Annotated in this window: 20 protein-coding genes, 2 pseudogenes and 1 riboswitch; of the genes and pseudogenes, 13 read left to right on the top strand and 9 right to left on the bottom strand. The window is 67.3% G+C overall.

Features of this window, described 5'->3' with window-relative positions:
• Nucleotides 1–20: 20 nt before the first annotated feature.
• The 11 genes and pseudogenes from LP418_RS32065 to LP418_RS00935 all read left to right on the top strand — a co-directional run.
• Nucleotides 21–296 (top strand): annotated as a pseudogene (locus LP418_RS32065) (AAA family ATPase); the annotation flags it as partial.
• A 106-nt stretch (nt 297–402) separates the two neighbouring features.
• The gene (locus tag LP418_RS00895) at nt 403–2,928 is read left to right on the top strand and encodes an ATPase, T2SS/T4P/T4SS family (protein WP_257954891.1); all 2,526 of its coding nucleotides are present in this window, start codon (nt 403–405) and stop codon (nt 2,926–2,928) included.
• Nucleotides 2,864–3,469 (top strand): hypothetical protein, encoded by a 606-nt coding sequence (locus LP418_RS00900; RefSeq protein WP_257954892.1) that lies wholly within the window; start codon nt 2,864–2,866, stop codon nt 3,467–3,469. The genes LP418_RS00895 and LP418_RS00900 overlap by 65 nt, the downstream gene beginning before the upstream one ends.
• A gap of 82 nt (nt 3,470–3,551) precedes the next feature.
• Nucleotides 3,552–4,211 carry a type II secretion system F family protein gene (locus tag LP418_RS00905; RefSeq protein ID WP_257954893.1) on the top strand — a complete coding sequence of 220 codons (660 nt, stop codon included), beginning with the start codon at nt 3,552–3,554 and terminating at the stop codon, nt 4,209–4,211.
• A 71-nt stretch (nt 4,212–4,282) separates the two neighbouring features.
• Nucleotides 4,283–4,939 (top strand): annotated as a pseudogene (locus LP418_RS32070) (DUF5936 domain-containing protein); the annotation flags it as partial.
• 31 nt (nt 4,940–4,970) lie between these two features.
• Complete coding sequence (locus tag LP418_RS00910; protein ID WP_257957263.1) at nt 4,971–5,210, top strand: type II secretion system F family protein; 240 nt, start codon at nt 4,971–4,973, stop codon at nt 5,208–5,210.
• A 271-nt stretch (nt 5,211–5,481) separates the two neighbouring features.
• On the top strand, nt 5,482–6,663 hold the full coding sequence (locus tag LP418_RS00915) for a histidine kinase (RefSeq protein WP_257954894.1): 1,182 nt from the start codon (nt 5,482–5,484) through the stop codon (nt 6,661–6,663).
• 114 nt (nt 6,664–6,777) lie between these two features.
• Nucleotides 6,778–7,422 (top strand): response regulator transcription factor, encoded by a 645-nt coding sequence (locus LP418_RS00920; RefSeq protein ID WP_257954895.1) that lies wholly within the window; start codon nt 6,778–6,780, stop codon nt 7,420–7,422.
• A gap of 190 nt (nt 7,423–7,612) precedes the next feature.
• Nucleotides 7,613–7,789 carry a Flp family type IVb pilin gene (locus LP418_RS00925; protein WP_257954896.1) on the top strand — a complete coding sequence of 59 codons (177 nt, stop codon included), beginning with the start codon at nt 7,613–7,615 and terminating at the stop codon, nt 7,787–7,789.
• A gap of 95 nt (nt 7,790–7,884) precedes the next feature.
• Nucleotides 7,885–8,052: a Flp family type IVb pilin gene (locus LP418_RS00930; protein ID WP_257954897.1), complete on the top strand. Its 168-nt coding sequence runs from the start codon at nt 7,885–7,887 to the stop codon at nt 8,050–8,052.
• A 165-nt stretch (nt 8,053–8,217) separates the two neighbouring features.
• Nucleotides 8,218–8,391 (top strand): Flp family type IVb pilin, encoded by a 174-nt coding sequence (locus LP418_RS00935; RefSeq protein WP_257954898.1) that lies wholly within the window; start codon nt 8,218–8,220, stop codon nt 8,389–8,391.
• 219 nt (nt 8,392–8,610) lie between these two features.
• Here LP418_RS00935 and LP418_RS00945 read toward each other — a convergent pair whose 3' ends face one another.
• The 5 genes from LP418_RS00945 to LP418_RS00965 form a co-directional block, all read right to left on the bottom strand.
• The gene (locus LP418_RS00945; RefSeq protein WP_257954900.1) at nt 8,611–9,264 is read right to left on the bottom strand and encodes a M48 family metalloprotease; all 654 of its coding nucleotides are present in this window, start codon (nt 9,262–9,264) and stop codon (nt 8,611–8,613) included.
• 418 nt (nt 9,265–9,682) lie between these two features.
• Nucleotides 9,683–9,925 carry a hypothetical protein gene (locus LP418_RS00950; RefSeq protein ID WP_257954901.1) on the bottom strand — a complete coding sequence of 81 codons (243 nt, stop codon included), beginning with the start codon at nt 9,923–9,925 and terminating at the stop codon, nt 9,683–9,685.
• A gap of 573 nt (nt 9,926–10,498) precedes the next feature.
• The gene (locus LP418_RS00955) at nt 10,499–10,780 is read right to left on the bottom strand and encodes a hypothetical protein (RefSeq protein WP_257954902.1); all 282 of its coding nucleotides are present in this window, start codon (nt 10,778–10,780) and stop codon (nt 10,499–10,501) included.
• A 26-nt stretch (nt 10,781–10,806) separates the two neighbouring features.
• On the bottom strand, nt 10,807–11,298 hold the full coding sequence (locus LP418_RS00960) for a C40 family peptidase (RefSeq protein WP_257954903.1): 492 nt from the start codon (nt 11,296–11,298) through the stop codon (nt 10,807–10,809).
• Nucleotides 11,228–11,542 carry a hypothetical protein gene (locus tag LP418_RS00965; RefSeq protein ID WP_257954904.1) on the bottom strand — a complete coding sequence of 105 codons (315 nt, stop codon included), beginning with the start codon at nt 11,540–11,542 and terminating at the stop codon, nt 11,228–11,230. The genes LP418_RS00960 and LP418_RS00965 overlap by 71 nt, the downstream gene beginning before the upstream one ends.
• 59 nt (nt 11,543–11,601) lie before the next feature.
• Here LP418_RS00965 and LP418_RS00970 point away from each other — a divergent pair, with 59 nt between their 5' ends.
• Complete coding sequence (locus LP418_RS00970; protein ID WP_257954905.1) at nt 11,602–11,844, top strand: hypothetical protein; 243 nt, start codon at nt 11,602–11,604, stop codon at nt 11,842–11,844.
• Between the two features lie 89 nt (nt 11,845–11,933).
• Nucleotides 11,934–12,097: riboswitch (cyclic di-AMP (ydaO/yuaA leader) on the bottom strand.
• Between the two features lie 160 nt (nt 12,098–12,257).
• On the opposite strand, the gene LP418_RS00975 is transcribed toward LP418_RS00970, so the two are convergent.
• The 4 genes from LP418_RS00975 to LP418_RS00990 form a co-directional block, all read right to left on the bottom strand.
• Complete coding sequence (locus LP418_RS00975; RefSeq protein WP_257954906.1) at nt 12,258–12,464, bottom strand: hypothetical protein; 207 nt, start codon at nt 12,462–12,464, stop codon at nt 12,258–12,260.
• Between the two features lie 57 nt (nt 12,465–12,521).
• Nucleotides 12,522–12,872 (bottom strand): hypothetical protein, encoded by a 351-nt coding sequence (locus LP418_RS00980; RefSeq protein ID WP_257954907.1) that lies wholly within the window; start codon nt 12,870–12,872, stop codon nt 12,522–12,524.
• A gap of 92 nt (nt 12,873–12,964) precedes the next feature.
• Nucleotides 12,965–13,804 (bottom strand): hypothetical protein, encoded by an 840-nt coding sequence (locus tag LP418_RS00985; protein WP_257954908.1) that lies wholly within the window; start codon nt 13,802–13,804, stop codon nt 12,965–12,967.
• A gap of 99 nt (nt 13,805–13,903) precedes the next feature.
• Nucleotides 13,904–14,029, bottom strand: coding sequence for a hypothetical protein (locus LP418_RS00990; protein WP_257954909.1), 126 nt, complete (start codon nt 14,027–14,029; stop codon nt 13,904–13,906).
• Nucleotides 14,030–14,319: 290 nt separating this feature from the next.
• Between LP418_RS00990 and LP418_RS00995 the strand changes: the two genes are divergently transcribed.
• Nucleotides 14,320–15,495 carry a DEDD exonuclease domain-containing protein gene (locus LP418_RS00995; protein WP_336276001.1) on the top strand — a complete coding sequence of 392 codons (1,176 nt, stop codon included), beginning with the start codon at nt 14,320–14,322 and terminating at the stop codon, nt 15,493–15,495.
• Nucleotides 15,496–15,498: the final 3 nt, after the last annotated feature.

Here is a 15,498-nt window from a genome sequence, read left to right on the forward strand (position 1 = left end):
AGGCTGCGGCAACATCCGCGATGGCACGCGCCAAGGCCGACGTGGCCGCCGCCCGGGCGGCCGCCGACGCCCCTCAGGGCACGGTGCTGACCGTCTTCTCCACCAAGGGTGGCGTCGGCAAGAGCCTGATCGCGGTCAACACAGCCATGGCCCTCAGCCAGATCGGCAAAAACGTCTGTCTGATCGACCTCGACGTCAACAGTGGCGATGTCGCGATCATGCTGCAGTTGACCCCGGCACGGACCATCAACGATCTGGTGGCCTTCAACAGCCTGATCGACGAGTACGCCATCGAGTCGATCCTCACACGCCATTCAGACCGGCTCGCGATCGTCGCGGCGCCGGTGCGCCCGGGACTCCCCCGACCACGCCACGGCGGTCGACATCGGCAAGATGATCGACATGCTCAAGAGCATGTTCGACTTCGTCGTCATCGATACCTCGGGTGTCTTCGACGACAACGCGCTGACCGCCCCGGACCGCACGGACACCATCATCCCGGTCGCGACACTGGACATCCCGGCGCTCAAGGGCCTCAAGCTCGCCACCGGCACTCTCGACCTGCTCAACTTCCCGCGCGACACCCGGAAGTTCGTGCTCAACCGGGCAGACGGCAAGGTCGGGTTGACGACGGACGAGTTCGAGTCGACGTTGGGCCTGAAGGCGGACATCTCCCCCGGTGTCCAGCCGCGAGGTGCTCTCGGCCGTCAACCGCGGAGAAGCCTTGGTCCGCGCCTACCCGTCCCATCCCAACAGCAAGGCGATCAACGCCTTGGCCCTGTCGTTCGTCAAGGCAGACGACAGCGAGTCGGCAGGCTCTCGAGCCTCCGGTTCGCGCTTGCGCCTCAGGAGGGGCTGACAATGAGTCTCAGCGATCGCATCGCCGCAGCCCAGCGGTCTCGTTCTCCGCAGGAGGCGTCAGGGAGCCCTGCCGCACAGCCGGCTGCTTCGGCAACTCCGGCGGCTCCGGCAGCCGCGCCACCCACGAGCCATGCGGCCCCTCAGCCGAAGGCCGCCGCTCCCGGCACATCGGCCAACACACTCGCCACGTTAACGGCGGCCGGCAGCAAGAAGACCGGTCGCGACCCCTTCGCGCCCTTGAAGAAGATCGTGCACTCGAAGCTCGTCGAGGCACTCGGGCCGAAGCTCTACGACGCCCACATGACCCAGTCCGAGCTGGAGCAGCAGGTGCACGTGGCCCTGCAGACCGCGCTCGCTGACGCCGACCAGCCAATGTCCTCGGTGGACCGCGCCCGGGTGTCGCAGGAGATCGCCGACGACATCCCGGGCTACGGCCCGCTCGAGCCGCTGCTGCGGGACTCGGACCTGTCCGAGGTCATGGTCAACGCCTTCGACAACATCTACATCGAGCGCAAGGGTCGGCTGGTCAAGACCGATGCATCGTTCGCCGATGAGGCGCACCTGCGCCGCACCATCGACAAGATCGTCAGCAAGATCGGACGTCGTGTCGACGAGACGAGCCCCATGGTGGACGCCCGCCTGCCTGACGGCAGCCGTGTCAACGCCATCATCCCGCCGCTCGCGCTCGACGGCTCCAAGCTGACGATTCGTAAATTCTCCGAGGACCCCTACACGATCGAAGACCTGATCAGCTTCGACTCCCTCTCGCGTGAGGCTGCCGATCTGCTCGAGGGTTGCGTCCGCGGGCGTCTGAACATCCTCGTCTCGGGGGGTACCGGTGCCGGCAAGACGACCACCCTCAACGTGCTCTCTTCTTTCATCCCCCACGACGAGCGCATCGTCACCATCGAGGACGCCGCCGAGCTCCGCCTGCACCAGGACCATGTGCTCCGACTCGAGTCGCGGCCCGCCAACATCGAGGGCAAGGGTGCAGTGACCATCCGCGACCTCGTCAAGAACTCGCTTCGCATGCGCCCCGATCGCATCGTCGTCGGTGAGATCCGTGACGCCGCCGCGCTCGACATGCTGCAGGCCATGAACACCGGTCACGACGGCTCCATCTCGACCCTGCACGCGAACACCCCACGCGACGCCCTCTCGCGTCTCGAGACGATGGTCCTGATGGCCGGAATGGATCTGCCCATTAGGGCCATTCGTGAGCAGGTGGCGAGCGCGGTCGACCTGATCATTCAGCAGACCCGTCTCAAGGACGGCACGCGCCGGATCACCGCCATCACCGAGATCGTGGGCATGGAGGGCGACATCATCACGACTCAGGATGTGTTCCTCTTCGACTATCACGCCGGCACCGACGAGCACGGCAAGTTCCAGGGGACATCTCAAATCGACTGGGCTGCGGCCGCGCTTTCTCGAGCACCTCGCCGATCACGGTGTGAAGGTCGACCCCACCATCTTCGCCACGGGGGCAGTTCGATGAACCTGCGCCATCGGCGATGCTCGATGCTGCTCGCGGCCGTCATCGCCACCACGATCCTGACCGCCGCGCCCGCTCTGGGAGCCGACGAGGTCAGCATCGACCACGTCGAGTCTGCCGAAGGCGTCGTGTCGATGGTGGTCTCGGTCGACGGCGTCCCCGGCGGCGGTGTGGGCGGTTCCGACGTGTCGGTCCGGGTCGACGGGACGGCGGTCGACGCCGAGGCCAGCACCGTCTCGGCTGGCGACGTGGAGCGCTCCACCATCCTCGTGGTCGACGCCAGCAACAGCATGCGCGGCGCGAAGTTCGCGGCCGCGACCGATGCCGTGACCGCGTTCCTCGCCACTGCACCGCCCGACGTCAAGGTCGGTATGGTGGCCTTCGCGGGCCAAGTCGGCTCAACCGTCGAGCCGACCACGGACCGCACCGCACTCCTCGACGAGTTCAAGGGACTTGAGCTCGCCCAGGGGCACCGGCGTCTACGACGCGTTGGCCGAGGCGATCGATATGGCGGGCGCCGAAGGCTCACGCTCCCTGCTCCTGCTCTCCGACGGTGCCGACACCGGAAGTGACACCACCCTCGAGGCAGTGGCCAAGTCCGCAGCCGAAGCAGAGGTGGTCGTCGACGTCGTCTCGCTCGCCAACGCGAAGCAGGCCGACAAGCTGGCCAAGCTGGCGGCCGACACCAACGGCCGGGTGATCCCCGCTGATTCGGGTGCACTCAGCCGGGTCCTGACCGCACAGGCCGACGCGTTGGCCAAGCAACTGCTCGTCAAGTTCGAGCTGCCCGAGGGCGTCAGCGGCGAGGCAGACATCGAGGTCACGGTCGAGGGCACCGGAACGATCTACGCCGACTCGGCCTTCGTCAACGTCGGTGATCGTGACGATGTAAACGCCGGACCACAGCCGACCGTCGTGGGCAAGCCGCTGGTGAGCCCCACGATGATGCTGGTCGGAGCTGGGGGCCTGTTCCCCGGGTGTCGCTCTGCTCCTGTGGCTCATGCTGTCAGGCAGCGCCGGACGAAGGTCGTCGGTCGACAAGCGACTCGACGCCTACTTCGCCGGTGGCGACGGACAATCTGGCCGGGCGAATGTCGGCACACGTGCCGCTGACTCCACTGCTCTCAAGGACTCCGCTGTTGCCCTGACCGGTCGCATGGTCAACAGGGACCTTGAGACGCGCATCTCGCAGCGCTTGACTGGCGCCGGTTCGTCCCTGACCGCCGCAGAATGGGTGCTCCTGCACGCGGCGATGGCCATCAGTACGGCTGCCATCTTCTTCTTCCTTCTGGGCGGCGCGATGGGCGTCCTTGGCCTCCTGCTCGGCATCGTCGTGCCGTGGGTCTACCTGAAGTGGCGTCACGGACGCAGATTGGCCGCCTTCAACGCCCAGCTCGCGGAGACACTGGGTCTGATGGCGGGCGGGCTCCGGGCGGGCCTATCCCTTCCTCAAGCAGTCGATACCGTCGTGCGAGAAGGCAACGAGCCAATGGCGAGTGAGTTGCGACGAGCTCTCGTCGAGCAGCGGTTGGGCGTCGAGATCACGGACGCGCTGGAAGGCGTTGGTGAGCGGATGGAGAGTGAAGACTTCGACTGGGTGGTGATGGCTGTTCGGATCCAGCGGGAGGTCGGTGGAAACCTGGCCGAGATCTTGCACACCGTGGCCGGCACGCTGCGTGAGCGCGAGTACCTGCGTCGGCAGGTGAAGGCCCTGAGCGCCGAAGGCCGCCTCTCGGGCTACATCCTCACCGGGCTTCCCCGCTCATCGGCCTGTACATGTACTTCGTCAACCGCGAGTACATCGAGCTGCTCTACACCACCTTCCCCGGGTACATCATGCTGGCCGTCGTGGTAATTCTTCTTGGGCTCGGCTCGTTCATGATGGCAAAAATCGCGAATGTCGAGGTCTGACAGATGTCCAGTTCCATGTACCTGCTCGCTGGCGCGGGATTGGTGTTTCTGGCACTGACCCTGTCTCTTTCCCTGATTGGGGTGGCCACCGGTGAACGTCGCGGCGTGGCGCGCAGCGTGGCGGCCATCCGGGCCCTCGACAGCGCTCCCGAATCACTCAAGGCAGAGCTCGAGCGCCCGTTCGCCGAACGAGTGCTCGGTCCGCTTGGTGATCGCCTCGTCAACACGGGTCGCAAGCTCGTGCGGGCCGACACAGCTGACAAGCTCCAGCACCGACTCGACATCGCCGGGAACCCTTCCGGGTGGGACGTCAACCGCCTCATCGGCCTCAAGGTGCTGGGTATGGCAGGTCTCGGAGTCCTCGGGTTCCTCTACCTGCTCGCTGCCGGCTGGCTGTTCTACCGCGTCATCATCGTGACCGGTCTGGCGGCCGCGTTCGGTTACGTACTTCCCAACGTCCTGCTGTACAACGCTGGTGAGAAGCGCTCGAAGATCATGCGCAACTCGCTCCCGGACGCGATCGACCTGCTCACGGTCTCCGTCGAGGCCGGCCTCGGGTTCGACTCTGCGGTGAGCCGGGTCGCCCTGAACACCACCGGCCCGCTGTCTCAGGAATTCTCGCGACTGCTACAAGAAATGCAGTTGGGCGTGGGCCGGACCGAAGCGATGCGGGCCATGTCGGAGAGGTCTTCGATCCAGGGACCTGAAGTCCTTCTGTCTGGCCATGGTGCAAGCCGACAGCCTCGGTATTCCGATCGGTCGCGTGCTGCGAATTCAGAGCCGGGAGATGCGGGTCAAGCGCCGCCAGCGTGCCGAGGAGAAGGCCCAGCAGGTGCCGGTGCGCATCATGATTCCGCTGGTGTTGTTCATCCTGCCCTGTCTCTTCATCGTGATCCTCGGGCCGGCAGGCATCCAGATCGCCGAGACGTTCAGCGACCTGTGAGCCGACGTCCGTCGTCCCGCCATGATTGAAAGTCACAGCGCACCGCTCAGCTCACTCACAACATGGCGGGTCACGACTGCGATCCGCATCTTCACCATCGCCCTGTCGACCGGCATGTTGTTCAGCGCAGGAAGTTTCGGCCGGGCTGCCCCGCTCCCGGCCGCGCTTGCCCTGATTGCGGGGGTCTGCAGCGCGCTCGAGTGGGGACTGACCTCCCCGGAGCTCCAAGCTCCTGCCGATCGCCGAGGCCGTACTGACCGCGATCCTGCTCGTGAGTGCGCCCGAGCAGCCTGCACTGCTGGCCTATCTCGCCGTCCCGCCGATCGTGGCGGGCGTGCGCCATGGTCTCGTGACAACGATCAACGCGGTTGTCACCGGTGTCGTCGCAGTACTGGTCACAGTGAGCGTCACGCCGACGTCGGCGGAGCTCGGTCGTCTCGCCAGCGCCACACCATGGCTTGTTGTCGGTCTGGGGACCGGCATCCCGGCCAGTTGGCAGTCGCGTTCGGTGCGCATCCTCGAGGCTCGCCAGGCGCCTTACGTCGCAGCAAACCAATTGATGTCCCAGCTCCACCAGCTTGCCCAGCGAGGTCGGCTCGGCCTCGACAGCGCCCAGCTGGCGGCGGAGCTGGAGGCTGCACTGCGCTCAGCCACCGGCGCGGAGTCGTCTGCCGTGTTCGTGCACGGAACCGACGACTCAGTCAGCCTGCTCTCCTTCCATGGGGATGCGGCCGCCATGTTCGCCCTGCGCGACCAGCTCGCCCAGTCCAGCAGGACCCTCCCGGACGTCGCGGAGCTTCCGCTGCGCAGCGCCGACAAGGTCCGCGGAACCGTGCTGTTGATCAGGTCGTCCGGTTGGACCGACGCCGAGCGTGCATCAGCGCAGGAGATCGCCGACGACTACGTCGTACGTCTGGACACCGCAGTCCTGTTCGATGACGTCCGTTTGATCGCCACCGCTGAGGAGCGCAATCGTCTCGCGCGTGAGATGCACGACGGCGTGGCTCAGGAAGTCGTCGCTCTCGGCTACATCGTCGACGAGATCGAGACCCTCTCGAACGAGCCGGAGACCCGTGCACTGGCGGCGGCGCTGCGCGACGAGATCAGCCGGGTCGTCACCGAGCTCCGCTTCTCCATCTTCGACCTGCGCCACCATGTCGCAGAGCACCGACTCTCCGGCGCCCCGGCCGAGTACGTCCGGGAGGTCAGCCACGGGACCGACCTGCGCGTCCACCTGCTGCTCGATGAATCCGGTCCCCCTGCCCAGCTGGATCGAGTCCGAGCTGCTCCGGGTCGCCCAAGAGGCCATCGGCAACGTGCGCAAGCACTCCCGTGCCATGAACTTGTGGGTCTCGCTGTCCTCCGACTCGAGGCGGGATCACCCTGCGGATCGAGGACGACGGCGTCGGCAACGCCGTGCCCCGCGAGCGGCACTGGGGTCTGCAGACCATGACCGAACGTGCCGAACGTATCGGGGCGCGGCTGACCGTCTCGCCCCGACAGGACGGCGGAACCGTCGTCCTGCTGTGTTCCACTGAAACCACCCCGCCCGAAAGGACCGAGACTCGTGACCATCACCGTTCTCCTCGTTGACGACCACGAGCTCATTCGCCGGGCTGGCGCGCGCTTCGAGCGGGACGAGCAGACCGCCGTGGTCGGTCAGGCCGGCACCGTGGCCGAGGGCCTTGCCCGCTATGCGGAGCTCAAGCCCGACGTCGTGGTCACGGATCTGCAGCTGCCCGACGGGCATGGTCTGGACATCGTGCGAGGCGTGCGCGCTGAGAGCGAGACCGTTGGCCTCGTCGTCTTGACGATGCACGCTGGAGACGACCACATCTTCGCAGCGATGGAGGCTGGCGCGTCTGCCTTCGTGGGCAAGGACAGCAAAGCAACTGAGGTGGTGAGCGCAGCAAAGCATGCCGCTGTCGCTCCACGTACCTTCCTGTGCACGGGCCTTGCGGTCGCCATGATGCGTCGCGCGAGCAGCCCGTCCACGCCCACACTGTCGGGGCGGGAGGCAGAAGTTTTGTCGCTGCTGGCGGACGGTCTCGGCACAGGGGAGATCGCCAGCAGGCTCTATCTCAGTGAGTCCACCGCGAAGACGCACATCACCCACATTTATCAGAAGCTAGGTGCAGCCAACCGCGCACAGGCACTCGTGACCGCGATGCGCATGGGCCTTCTGGATCACCTCGCACCGCAGCGGTTCTGATCGGTCAGCCGCGCGTGCACGTCAGTGCCACCCAGTCCAGTCCAGTGGGCATGGTCACGGTAGTCAAATGGGACTAGTGGGTCCCGACCGATCACCCGATCCGATACGAGCCGACTTCGAGCAGACTTCTTCTCACCGGGTCCCCCGGGCCCGAAATACACTGACTTCACTACTCTCTAGGGGAATCACAATGATCGAGAAGTTCATCACCCTCATGCTCACCGGCCGCAAGAACGACGAAGAGGGCGCCACCGCCGTCGAGTACGGCCTGATGGTTGCACTCATCGCCGTCGCGATCATCGCCGCTGTCACCCTCCCGGGTGGCAACCTCACCACCCTGTTCAACAGCATCGCCGGCAAGCTCTGAAGATCTTCTGAAACAAGGGCCGACGCCGTGGGTCTCCACGATGTCGGCCCTTGTTCTTCATCCGGAGCTCGGGACGAATCATGAGGAGGATCTCAATGTGGGGACGCATCTTCACTCGAATGGGCGACGAGCGTGGAGCCACCGCCGTCGAGTACGGCCTCATGGTGGCCGCGATCGCGATCACGATCATCGTCGGCGTCACGGCCTTCGGAGTCAGCGTGACCCAACTGTTCGCAATTCCCGCCGGCGTTTTTGCCCCGTAGCGGCGCGACCGGGAGCCGGGCGCTGAACAGGCTCCCTACTCATAAAGGATCGGACTTTTCGTCCGATCACTCCATGCGGTGCGAGCGGGCTTCAAGCAGACTTCTGCTTTGTTCGAGGTCTCCGAGGGCCCGAAACGCTAATCCCATCAATCGTTAGGGAAGCACATGATCGAGAAGCTCATCACCTTCATGCTCACCGTCCGCAAGGACGAAGAGGGCGCCACAGCGGTCGAGTACGGCCTGATGGTTGCGCTCATCGCCGTTGCGATCATCGCCGCTGTCACCCTCCTTGGTGGCAACCTCACGACTCTGTTCGAGAGCATCGCTGGCAAGCTCTGACCAGTTCCGACACAGGGGTCGCCACCGTGAGTTCACGGTGCCGACCCTTTGTGCTTCGCCAGCCTGAACAGGTCGCAAGTTCAAGAACTTTTCGCCAGTGAAACTCGCTCGAGCGTCGTCGGGTGACTCCCCCACCACCACTGCATCACCGCAGGCGGGGTCGAGTCGGACAACGACCGCAACGACAACATCTTCTGCATCTCCACGAAGGCGACCGGATCACCGGTCGCCTTCAGTGCGTCCACGTCGGCACGCGTCTCGATCTGCCGGCTGATGCCGCTCTCCAGCGGACTGGCCGCCGAGGCTTCCCCAGACGGTCAGCGCCGGGACGAACGGCACCATCCTCGGGCCCATCAAGGAGCCACGTCGCGAGCCCGAGCTCACGATCAGCCCCAGCAGGCCGACTCCGGCCGCGGCGCCGAGGGCACCCAGCGCCGTACCGATCACGACGTCGCCGTGGCGCGCGTGCGCCAGCTCGTGGGCGATCACCGACAGCGCCCGGTCGCGTGGCAGGGACTCGATCAGGTTGTCGTAGACCACGACCCGTCGCGTGTTCCCGAAGCCGGACACATAGGCGTTGAGCGTGGTCGTACGCCGCGACGCGTCCGCGACCAGGACGTCGTCGATGCGCACCCCCTCCCGGTCCGCGAGCGCGAAGATCTCGGATCGCAGCGACTCATCGGACAGCGGGGTGAAGTCGTTGAACAGCGGCTCGACGAGCAGCGGATAGACGAAGGAGCCGAGCACGACCAACGCCGCGACCGGGCCCGCCGCGATCGCCGGCCGGGCCCGCTTCCAGCGCCGGGCGACACCGAGCAGGACCAGCAGTCCGATCGAGGTGGTGAGGACCACGACAGCCTCGTTGGTCGCCACGTCACGGGCGTAGCCCAGCCGGACTGGGTGCTGAGCCCGTTGGCGAGCCGATGCCGCTGGAGCATGACGCTGCACGGCAGCGTGGCGATACGCCCGATCAGGCTGATCGCGAGCACACCCGGGACGACCTTGGCCCACCACTTGCCCGGAAGCCGCGCGACCACCCGTTCCCCCACACTGCTGAAGCCGAGCACCGACGTGACGACCAGACTGATCCCCGGGGACAGCAGGCTCAGGTGCGCGCCCCACGAGGCGTAGTCCTCGCCGCGCCTGATCTGCTCCGCCGTGAACACCGATTCGGGTCGTACGGCGCCGGGTGCACCACCCGGCACGGGATGCCACGGCACCCACAATGCGGCGACGACGGTGAAGCCGATCGCCGCGACCAGCATCACGACCACGGAGCACCGGCGAGCGGTCACGCAAGACCCCTGAGCCGGCGCTGCCAGCCGCGCACCACGTCTTCGAGGGTCAACCCGACGGACGCCAGCGCCTCGGCCGTCGTCGCCCCGTCGGTCGCCTCGTCGTAGACCCGCACGAGACCACTCTCCCCGACCCGGTGGGCGACCTCGATGCACGCCAGCCGGGCCAGCTCGTAGGTCGCCTCGAGGTCCGTGGAGGTCGTGTCGAACTCGGCCGTGCCCGGCAGCTGCTCGGGCACGCCGTTGCGACGGACGCTCGCTGGCGCGGGCGGCCGTGATGCTCAACGGAAGATCAACGTCGCGAAGAGCGACGTAGTCCGCGAAGCCCTCCAGCAGCCGGGGGTCCAGCACTGCGGACGTGGCGCCAGTGGCGACGTGCACCAGCTCGTGGCTGATCACCACACGGGCCCCGGCGCCACGCAGCCGCCCGGTGACCTCCGGATTCACGAACACGCGGACGGGCGCACCCGAGCGGGCCACGCCGTCGGCGGCCGCCGTGACGGCCGCGATGCCGGCATAGGTCCCGTCGGGGACATCGAGGGCGCGGTCCAGCTCGGCGGCACTCGCCGGCACTTCGACGACGACGGACGGGCGCCATTGCGGCAGCACGCGCCGGACCACGGGGATCGCGCGGCGTACGCGCTGGAGATAAGCCCTTGCCCGGCGTCCGGCTTGCGGGCCGGCGGCCATCACCGTGGTCTGGGGCGTACGGCGCACGGCGAGCCGTCCACCCAGCCACAGCGGCGAGATGCGACCCGGACCGCCGAGCCCGGTGATGGCGGCGCGCTCGCCGTCGGGGGCGAAGTCGACGATCACCTCGGCGTGCGCCGGCTCCCGGTCGAATCCTTGGAGGGCCCAGGGACAGGTCGATTGCCGCGGACCGGGGAGCCGTCCTGCCCGACAGCGCCGACCTCGTCGACGTACCGCGCGCTGATGTCCCGCAGACGGAGGTCGCGCGCATTGTCGGCCACGTCGGCCGGGAACGCCCGGGCCTCGGAGTCGCTGCGCGGCCCAAGAGCGGAGGCTGCGGCCGCATCGCCGGCCTCGAGCGCCTCGACCGGGTCTTGGACCGACGAGGCCGCCGCACCGACCATCGCGGTCGGCGCCGCAGGGGCATCGGTCAGGTCGGCGCGATAGGGCTCATCACGGACGAACCACAGTCCGACCGCAACCAGCCCCACACACAACGAAAGACCGGCCACCCACCAACGTGGGCGACCGGTCTTCGAGGTCGGGCGTTCAGCCGGGGCGAACCGCGCCGACGTAGGGCATGGAGTAGAGGCCGGACACGGCCACACCGGTCCCAGGGGTTGGCGGCGTGCACGATCAGGCCGTTGCCGATGTACATGCCGACGTGACTGATCGGGCTGTAGTAGAAGACCGGGTCGCCGGGCTGGAGCGCACTCGCGGAGATGTGCGGACCGGAGCCGTACTGGGCGCTGGACGAGTGCGGCAGGCCGACACCGGCGGCGCCCCGGGCGCGCATCGTGAGGCCCGAGCAGTCGAAGGCGTTGTCGCCCATGGCGCCGTAGACGTAGGCGTCACCGACCTGCGCCATTGCGTAGGAGATCGCGGCGGCGGCCCGGCCGGAGGCGGGAAGCGAAGCGGGCATCCGGGTCGAGCCGGAGCGCGAGGTCAGCAGGAGCTCGCGCTCCTCGGCCTCCGGGTCGGCCGGGGAGGTCCTCGGCGTCGGCGAGCTTCTCGTCGATCGTCTTCTTCTCGGCGGCGAGCTCGTCGGTGGTGTCGGCGATCTCGGCGGCGCGATCAGCGGTGGCCTCGCTGCGCAGGTCGAGGGCCTCGAGCTCGGTCGAGTAGGCGTCGAACATGTTGTCCCGGAGCGAGTTGAAGCCCGACATGGTCGAGAGCTGGCCCGGGGAAGGCGGCGGGGTCGTCGGAGACGACGACCCGGCCGACGGTGGAGATCGACTCACCCCCGGTAGCCGCGCAGGATGGAGTCGGCGACCTCGTCGCGGACGGCGTCGAGCTTGTCGCTCTGGCGCTGCTCGTCGGCACGGAGGGCCGCGAGGTCCTTGCGGAGGTCGGCAAGGTCGAGCTTGGCGTCGTTGTAGCGCTCGGAGGCCTGCTCGGCCTCGTGGTAGAGCCGGTCGACCTTGGCCCGGACGTCCTTGATGTCAGGATCGGCCTTGGGCGGGCGTGACGGGGATGATGGCGACTGCAGCGATGGCGGTGATTCCCAGCAAGGCGCTGCCGAGTCGCATCCGGTCGTGATTCACGAGCGGGTGTTCTCCCTTGGTTGTCGTACGTCTGCCGGGTGAGCTGACGGGTTCGGGCACGACATGCCCTACGCCTCCTCCGCCATGCGCGAGCGCATGTCCTTGAAGGCGATTCACCCCAGACGAGCGGTGGTTCCCCGGCTCCGAGCCGCTGACGGGGGCCAACGGCATCGAACTCGACGCGGTGTTCGCGCGGACCCGAGTGGCCCACTTCCACGAACACCAGAGCGGTCAGAGTAGTCGGCGAGCGGCGGCCCTGCCAATCTCCGCCCCACAAACTCGTCCGTGTCGTCGGTGTGGTGTGGCTCACGGGGCTGACGTGACTGACGGGATCCGTTCAGGCGCTCTCCACGATGGGGCCGCAGACGGGTTGCACCAGCCGCAGCGGCGGCACCAGTCCCCCATCAGCGAGCGCCTCGAGGGCGCGGCGCTCGTCGTCGTCGAAGGTGAGCTCGGGGGGCGGGCCGAGCAGCACCGTGACCATGCAGTCGTGGCAGGCCAGCCCACGCACCAGACAGGTGTCGCAATCGATTCGTGTCGTCATGGGACGGACCATGACATCGAGCACCGACACTGATGATGTTCATGCCCCGTGAGTCGATCAGCGCCGCAGGTACAGGAGCCAATCCGCCTCGAGCTCATGGCGCTCGAATTCCTCGAGTTCGGCCATCGCTCCGTCGGGCGGTGACCCTTCTTGAACCAACACGGCGTCACTCGCATCCACGGCCACCGACATCCCGGGACGACCCGCCGGGAAGTCCGGGTAGGCGCTCTGATGCTCCTGACTGAAGGCATCAAGGGGGTTGCTGAGCCAGACCCGAACCCCTTCAGCGGCGAGGCTCTCGACCGCCGGCTCCGGCGCGAGGACCACCATGCCCGGCGCGGATGCCGGGACGTCGGCTGCCAGTTCCTGATCAGCGTCGGCCATGGCTTGCGCGCGGAACGCGAGCACACCCGCACAAAGCACCATCGCGACGACGACGGCTGCCGACGCGCGAGGCGTGGGTCTGCCGGTGTTCAGGTGATCGGCGGCAGGTCTGCTAATCATCGATGCAGACGGTGCCGCCAGGGAACAGCAGCAACCAGATCCCGTTGCGCGCGGCGATGACCGTGGCGATGGTCAGACCAGCCAACGCGACGTACTCCCACAGCGGCAATCGCTGCCTGAGCGCGCACGCCGAGGATCAGGGCTCCCACGACCATCAACACGTCGAACGGGTTCCCCACAGATGGGGCCGCCCACAGGCCCTCGCCCCCGGCAGCCGCCTCGTTCTGCAGCACTCCGACGTAATAGTCAGCAGTGCGCCACGCAGCCGGGTTGAGGAACAGCGCCCCGAGCGTCGCCACCCCGAGCGCGATCGTCTCGTTCGGGTGTCGAGTCAACCGCGAGAACAGCAGATGTGCACCCATCACGCAGACACCCAAGAGGACCGAACCGTGCAGGTTGCCCCAGACCGCCACGAGCACTGGGGCCCACCACATGGCCCGCCCCGGCTTGCGGTGCTGATCGCGCACCAGCAAGAGGGTCAACGCGAAGAAGAGCAACGAGAAGGTCTGCAGCCGCACGACTGCGAACGTCGCCGCACCGCCGAGCACCAGTACCACCAGCGTCAGCGCCGTGGACACGTCTGTCGCTCCTCGACGCCGTGTGTCGATCGCAACGACCACCAACGCACCCACCACGACCACGAAGTGCCAGACCAGCAATCCGGCCAGTCCGAGCTCGTGGATCAGCGACAACAGGACCTCGGCCGCCACCGGGGGCGGCGGCCAGCCCTGACTGGGCGCTGCGGCGAACGGCACTGCGTCTGGAAGCACCCCCGTGCGGCGTACGTCGTCGCCCATCGCGACGAGCCACATCAGGTCGGCGCCGATCACCGACACCGGGGCAAGCAACAAGCCGCATGAGGTCAGGCTGACGCCGACAGCTCCCGGGATCGGTCGGACTTGTTGGTTGCCGGGGGCATGCGGAACGGCAGTCGACTAGTTCGAGGGCGACTGCGTGGTCGGATCGTCGGCCAATGCTGCCTCGTTGCGATCCACGACCTCGATCGCGTCGTCGCGCCCACACCAGCGGCACGACACCGACTCGACGAACTCGCCCTTCACCTCAGTCGACTCGACCTCGGTGCTCGCCGGCCGTGTCGAAGTGCCAGAACTCGGTCGTCTGACGGGTCCGCTTCACGTCGAAGCGTGTGAGGTTGCCGCATCCGCCGCAGCGCCAGCGTTGGGTCGCGTCGGGGAAGCTGTGAAGTCACACGCCAACCCTAGTGGCGCGCCTTCCCCGCCGTTGTCGGTGGTCGGATCTAGCGTCGTGGACATGAGCACCACGGCAGCAGCCACGTCCCCGATGGGAGGCCCAGCGCAGCTTCGACGAGCTGGGTCGGCCGCTGCGCGACATCACCTTCTGTGTGGTCGACCCGGAGACGACCGGGGGCTCGGCGGCAGCCGGGTCGATGATCACCGAGATCGGCGCCGTCAAGGTCCGAGGCGGCGAGGTGCTCGGGGAGTTCCAGACACTCGTCAACCCGCATGCGGCCATTCCCCCGTTCATTGCCGTCCTCACCGGCATCACCAACTCCATGGTCAGCGACGCGCCGTCGATCGAGTCCGCCCTACCCGCGTTCCTCGAGTTCGCGGCCGGCTCCGTGCTCGTCGCCCACAACGCGCCCTTCGATGTCGGCTTCCTACGTCATTTCGCGGCGGTGCAGGACCTGACGTGGCCCACTTTCGAGGTGCTCGACACGGCCAAGCTGGCCGGGCGGGTGATCACACGCGACGACGCGCCCAACTGCAAGCTCTCATCGCTGGCACAGGTGTTCAACGCAACCACGACCCCCAACCACCGCGCGCTCTCCGACGCCCGCGCCACCGTCGACGTGCTGCACGGGCTGATGGAGCGCCTCGGCGGACTGGGCGTCCACACTCTCGAGGAGCTGCAGACCTTCACCTCGAAGGTCTCCACCGCCCAACGGCGCAAGCGCCACCTCGCCGAGGGGCTGCCGCATGCCCCGGGGGTCTACCTCTTTCGCGATGATCGCGCCCGGGTGCTCTACGTCGGGACGTCGAAGGACCTGCGCAGCCGCGTCCGCTCCTACTTCACCGGCTCCGAGACGCGCACCCGGATCGGCGAGATGGTGGGACTCGCCCAGTCGGTCAGTGCGATCACCTGCGCCACCCCGCTGGAGGCGGAGGTCCGTGAGCTTCGACTGATCGCCGAGCACAAACCGAAATACAATCGCCGGTCGCGGTTCCCGGAGAAGATGCACTTCGTCAAGCTCACCCGCGAGCCCCGGCCCCGGCTGTCCCCGGTCCGCCGAGTGCTCGACGACGATGCCGACTACCTCGGCCCGTTCTCCTCCGGGAAGACCGCGGAGAAGTGCCCGGCCGCCCTCCACGAGACGTTCCCCGATCCGACAGTGCTCCGACTCGTTCGGCGCTCGCCCGTCCCGCGCTCCTTGCGTGCTGGCAGAGATGGGCCGCTGTCTGTCCCCATGCGATGGCAGCACCGACACCGCGACGTACGCCGCAGTGGTCCGTCAGCTTCGAGACACCCTGCTCCATCGCCCCGATGAGGT

The sequence above is a fragment of the Nocardioides sp. B-3 genome, assembly GCF_024703895.1.
GTDB lineage: Bacteria > Actinomycetota > Actinomycetes > Propionibacteriales > Nocardioidaceae > Nocardioides.

What these genes read in the sequence shown, in the direction of transcription:
- LP418_RS00935 (WP_257954898.1), top strand. Translation starts at nt 8,218, where the DNA reads ATGATCGAGAAGCTCATCACCTTCATGCTCACCGTCCGCAAGGACGAA.
- LP418_RS00955 (WP_257954902.1), bottom strand. Translation starts at nt 10,780, where the DNA reads ATGGTCGGTGCGGCGGCCTCGTCGGTCCAAGACCCGGTCGAGGCGCTC.
- LP418_RS00975 (WP_257954906.1), bottom strand. Translation starts at nt 12,464, where the DNA reads ATGACGACACGAATCGATTGCGACACCTGTCTGGTGCGTGGGCTGGCC.
- LP418_RS00930 (WP_257954897.1), top strand. Translation starts at nt 7,885, where the DNA reads ATGTGGGGACGCATCTTCACTCGAATGGGCGACGAGCGTGGAGCCACC.
- LP418_RS00900 (WP_257954892.1), top strand. Translation starts at nt 2,864, where the DNA reads ATGGCGGGCGCCGAAGGCTCACGCTCCCTGCTCCTGCTCTCCGACGGT.
- LP418_RS00965 (WP_257954904.1), bottom strand. Translation starts at nt 11,542, where the DNA reads ATGTCGGGCTTCAACTCGCTCCGGGACAACATGTTCGACGCCTACTCG.
- LP418_RS00925 (WP_257954896.1), top strand. Translation starts at nt 7,613, where the DNA reads ATGATCGAGAAGTTCATCACCCTCATGCTCACCGGCCGCAAGAACGAC.
- LP418_RS00960 (WP_257954903.1), bottom strand. Translation starts at nt 11,298, where the DNA reads ATGCCCGCTTCGCTTCCCGCCTCCGGCCGGGCCGCCGCCGCGATCTCC.
- LP418_RS00895 (WP_257954891.1), top strand. Translation starts at nt 403, where the DNA reads ATGCTCAAGAGCATGTTCGACTTCGTCGTCATCGATACCTCGGGTGTC.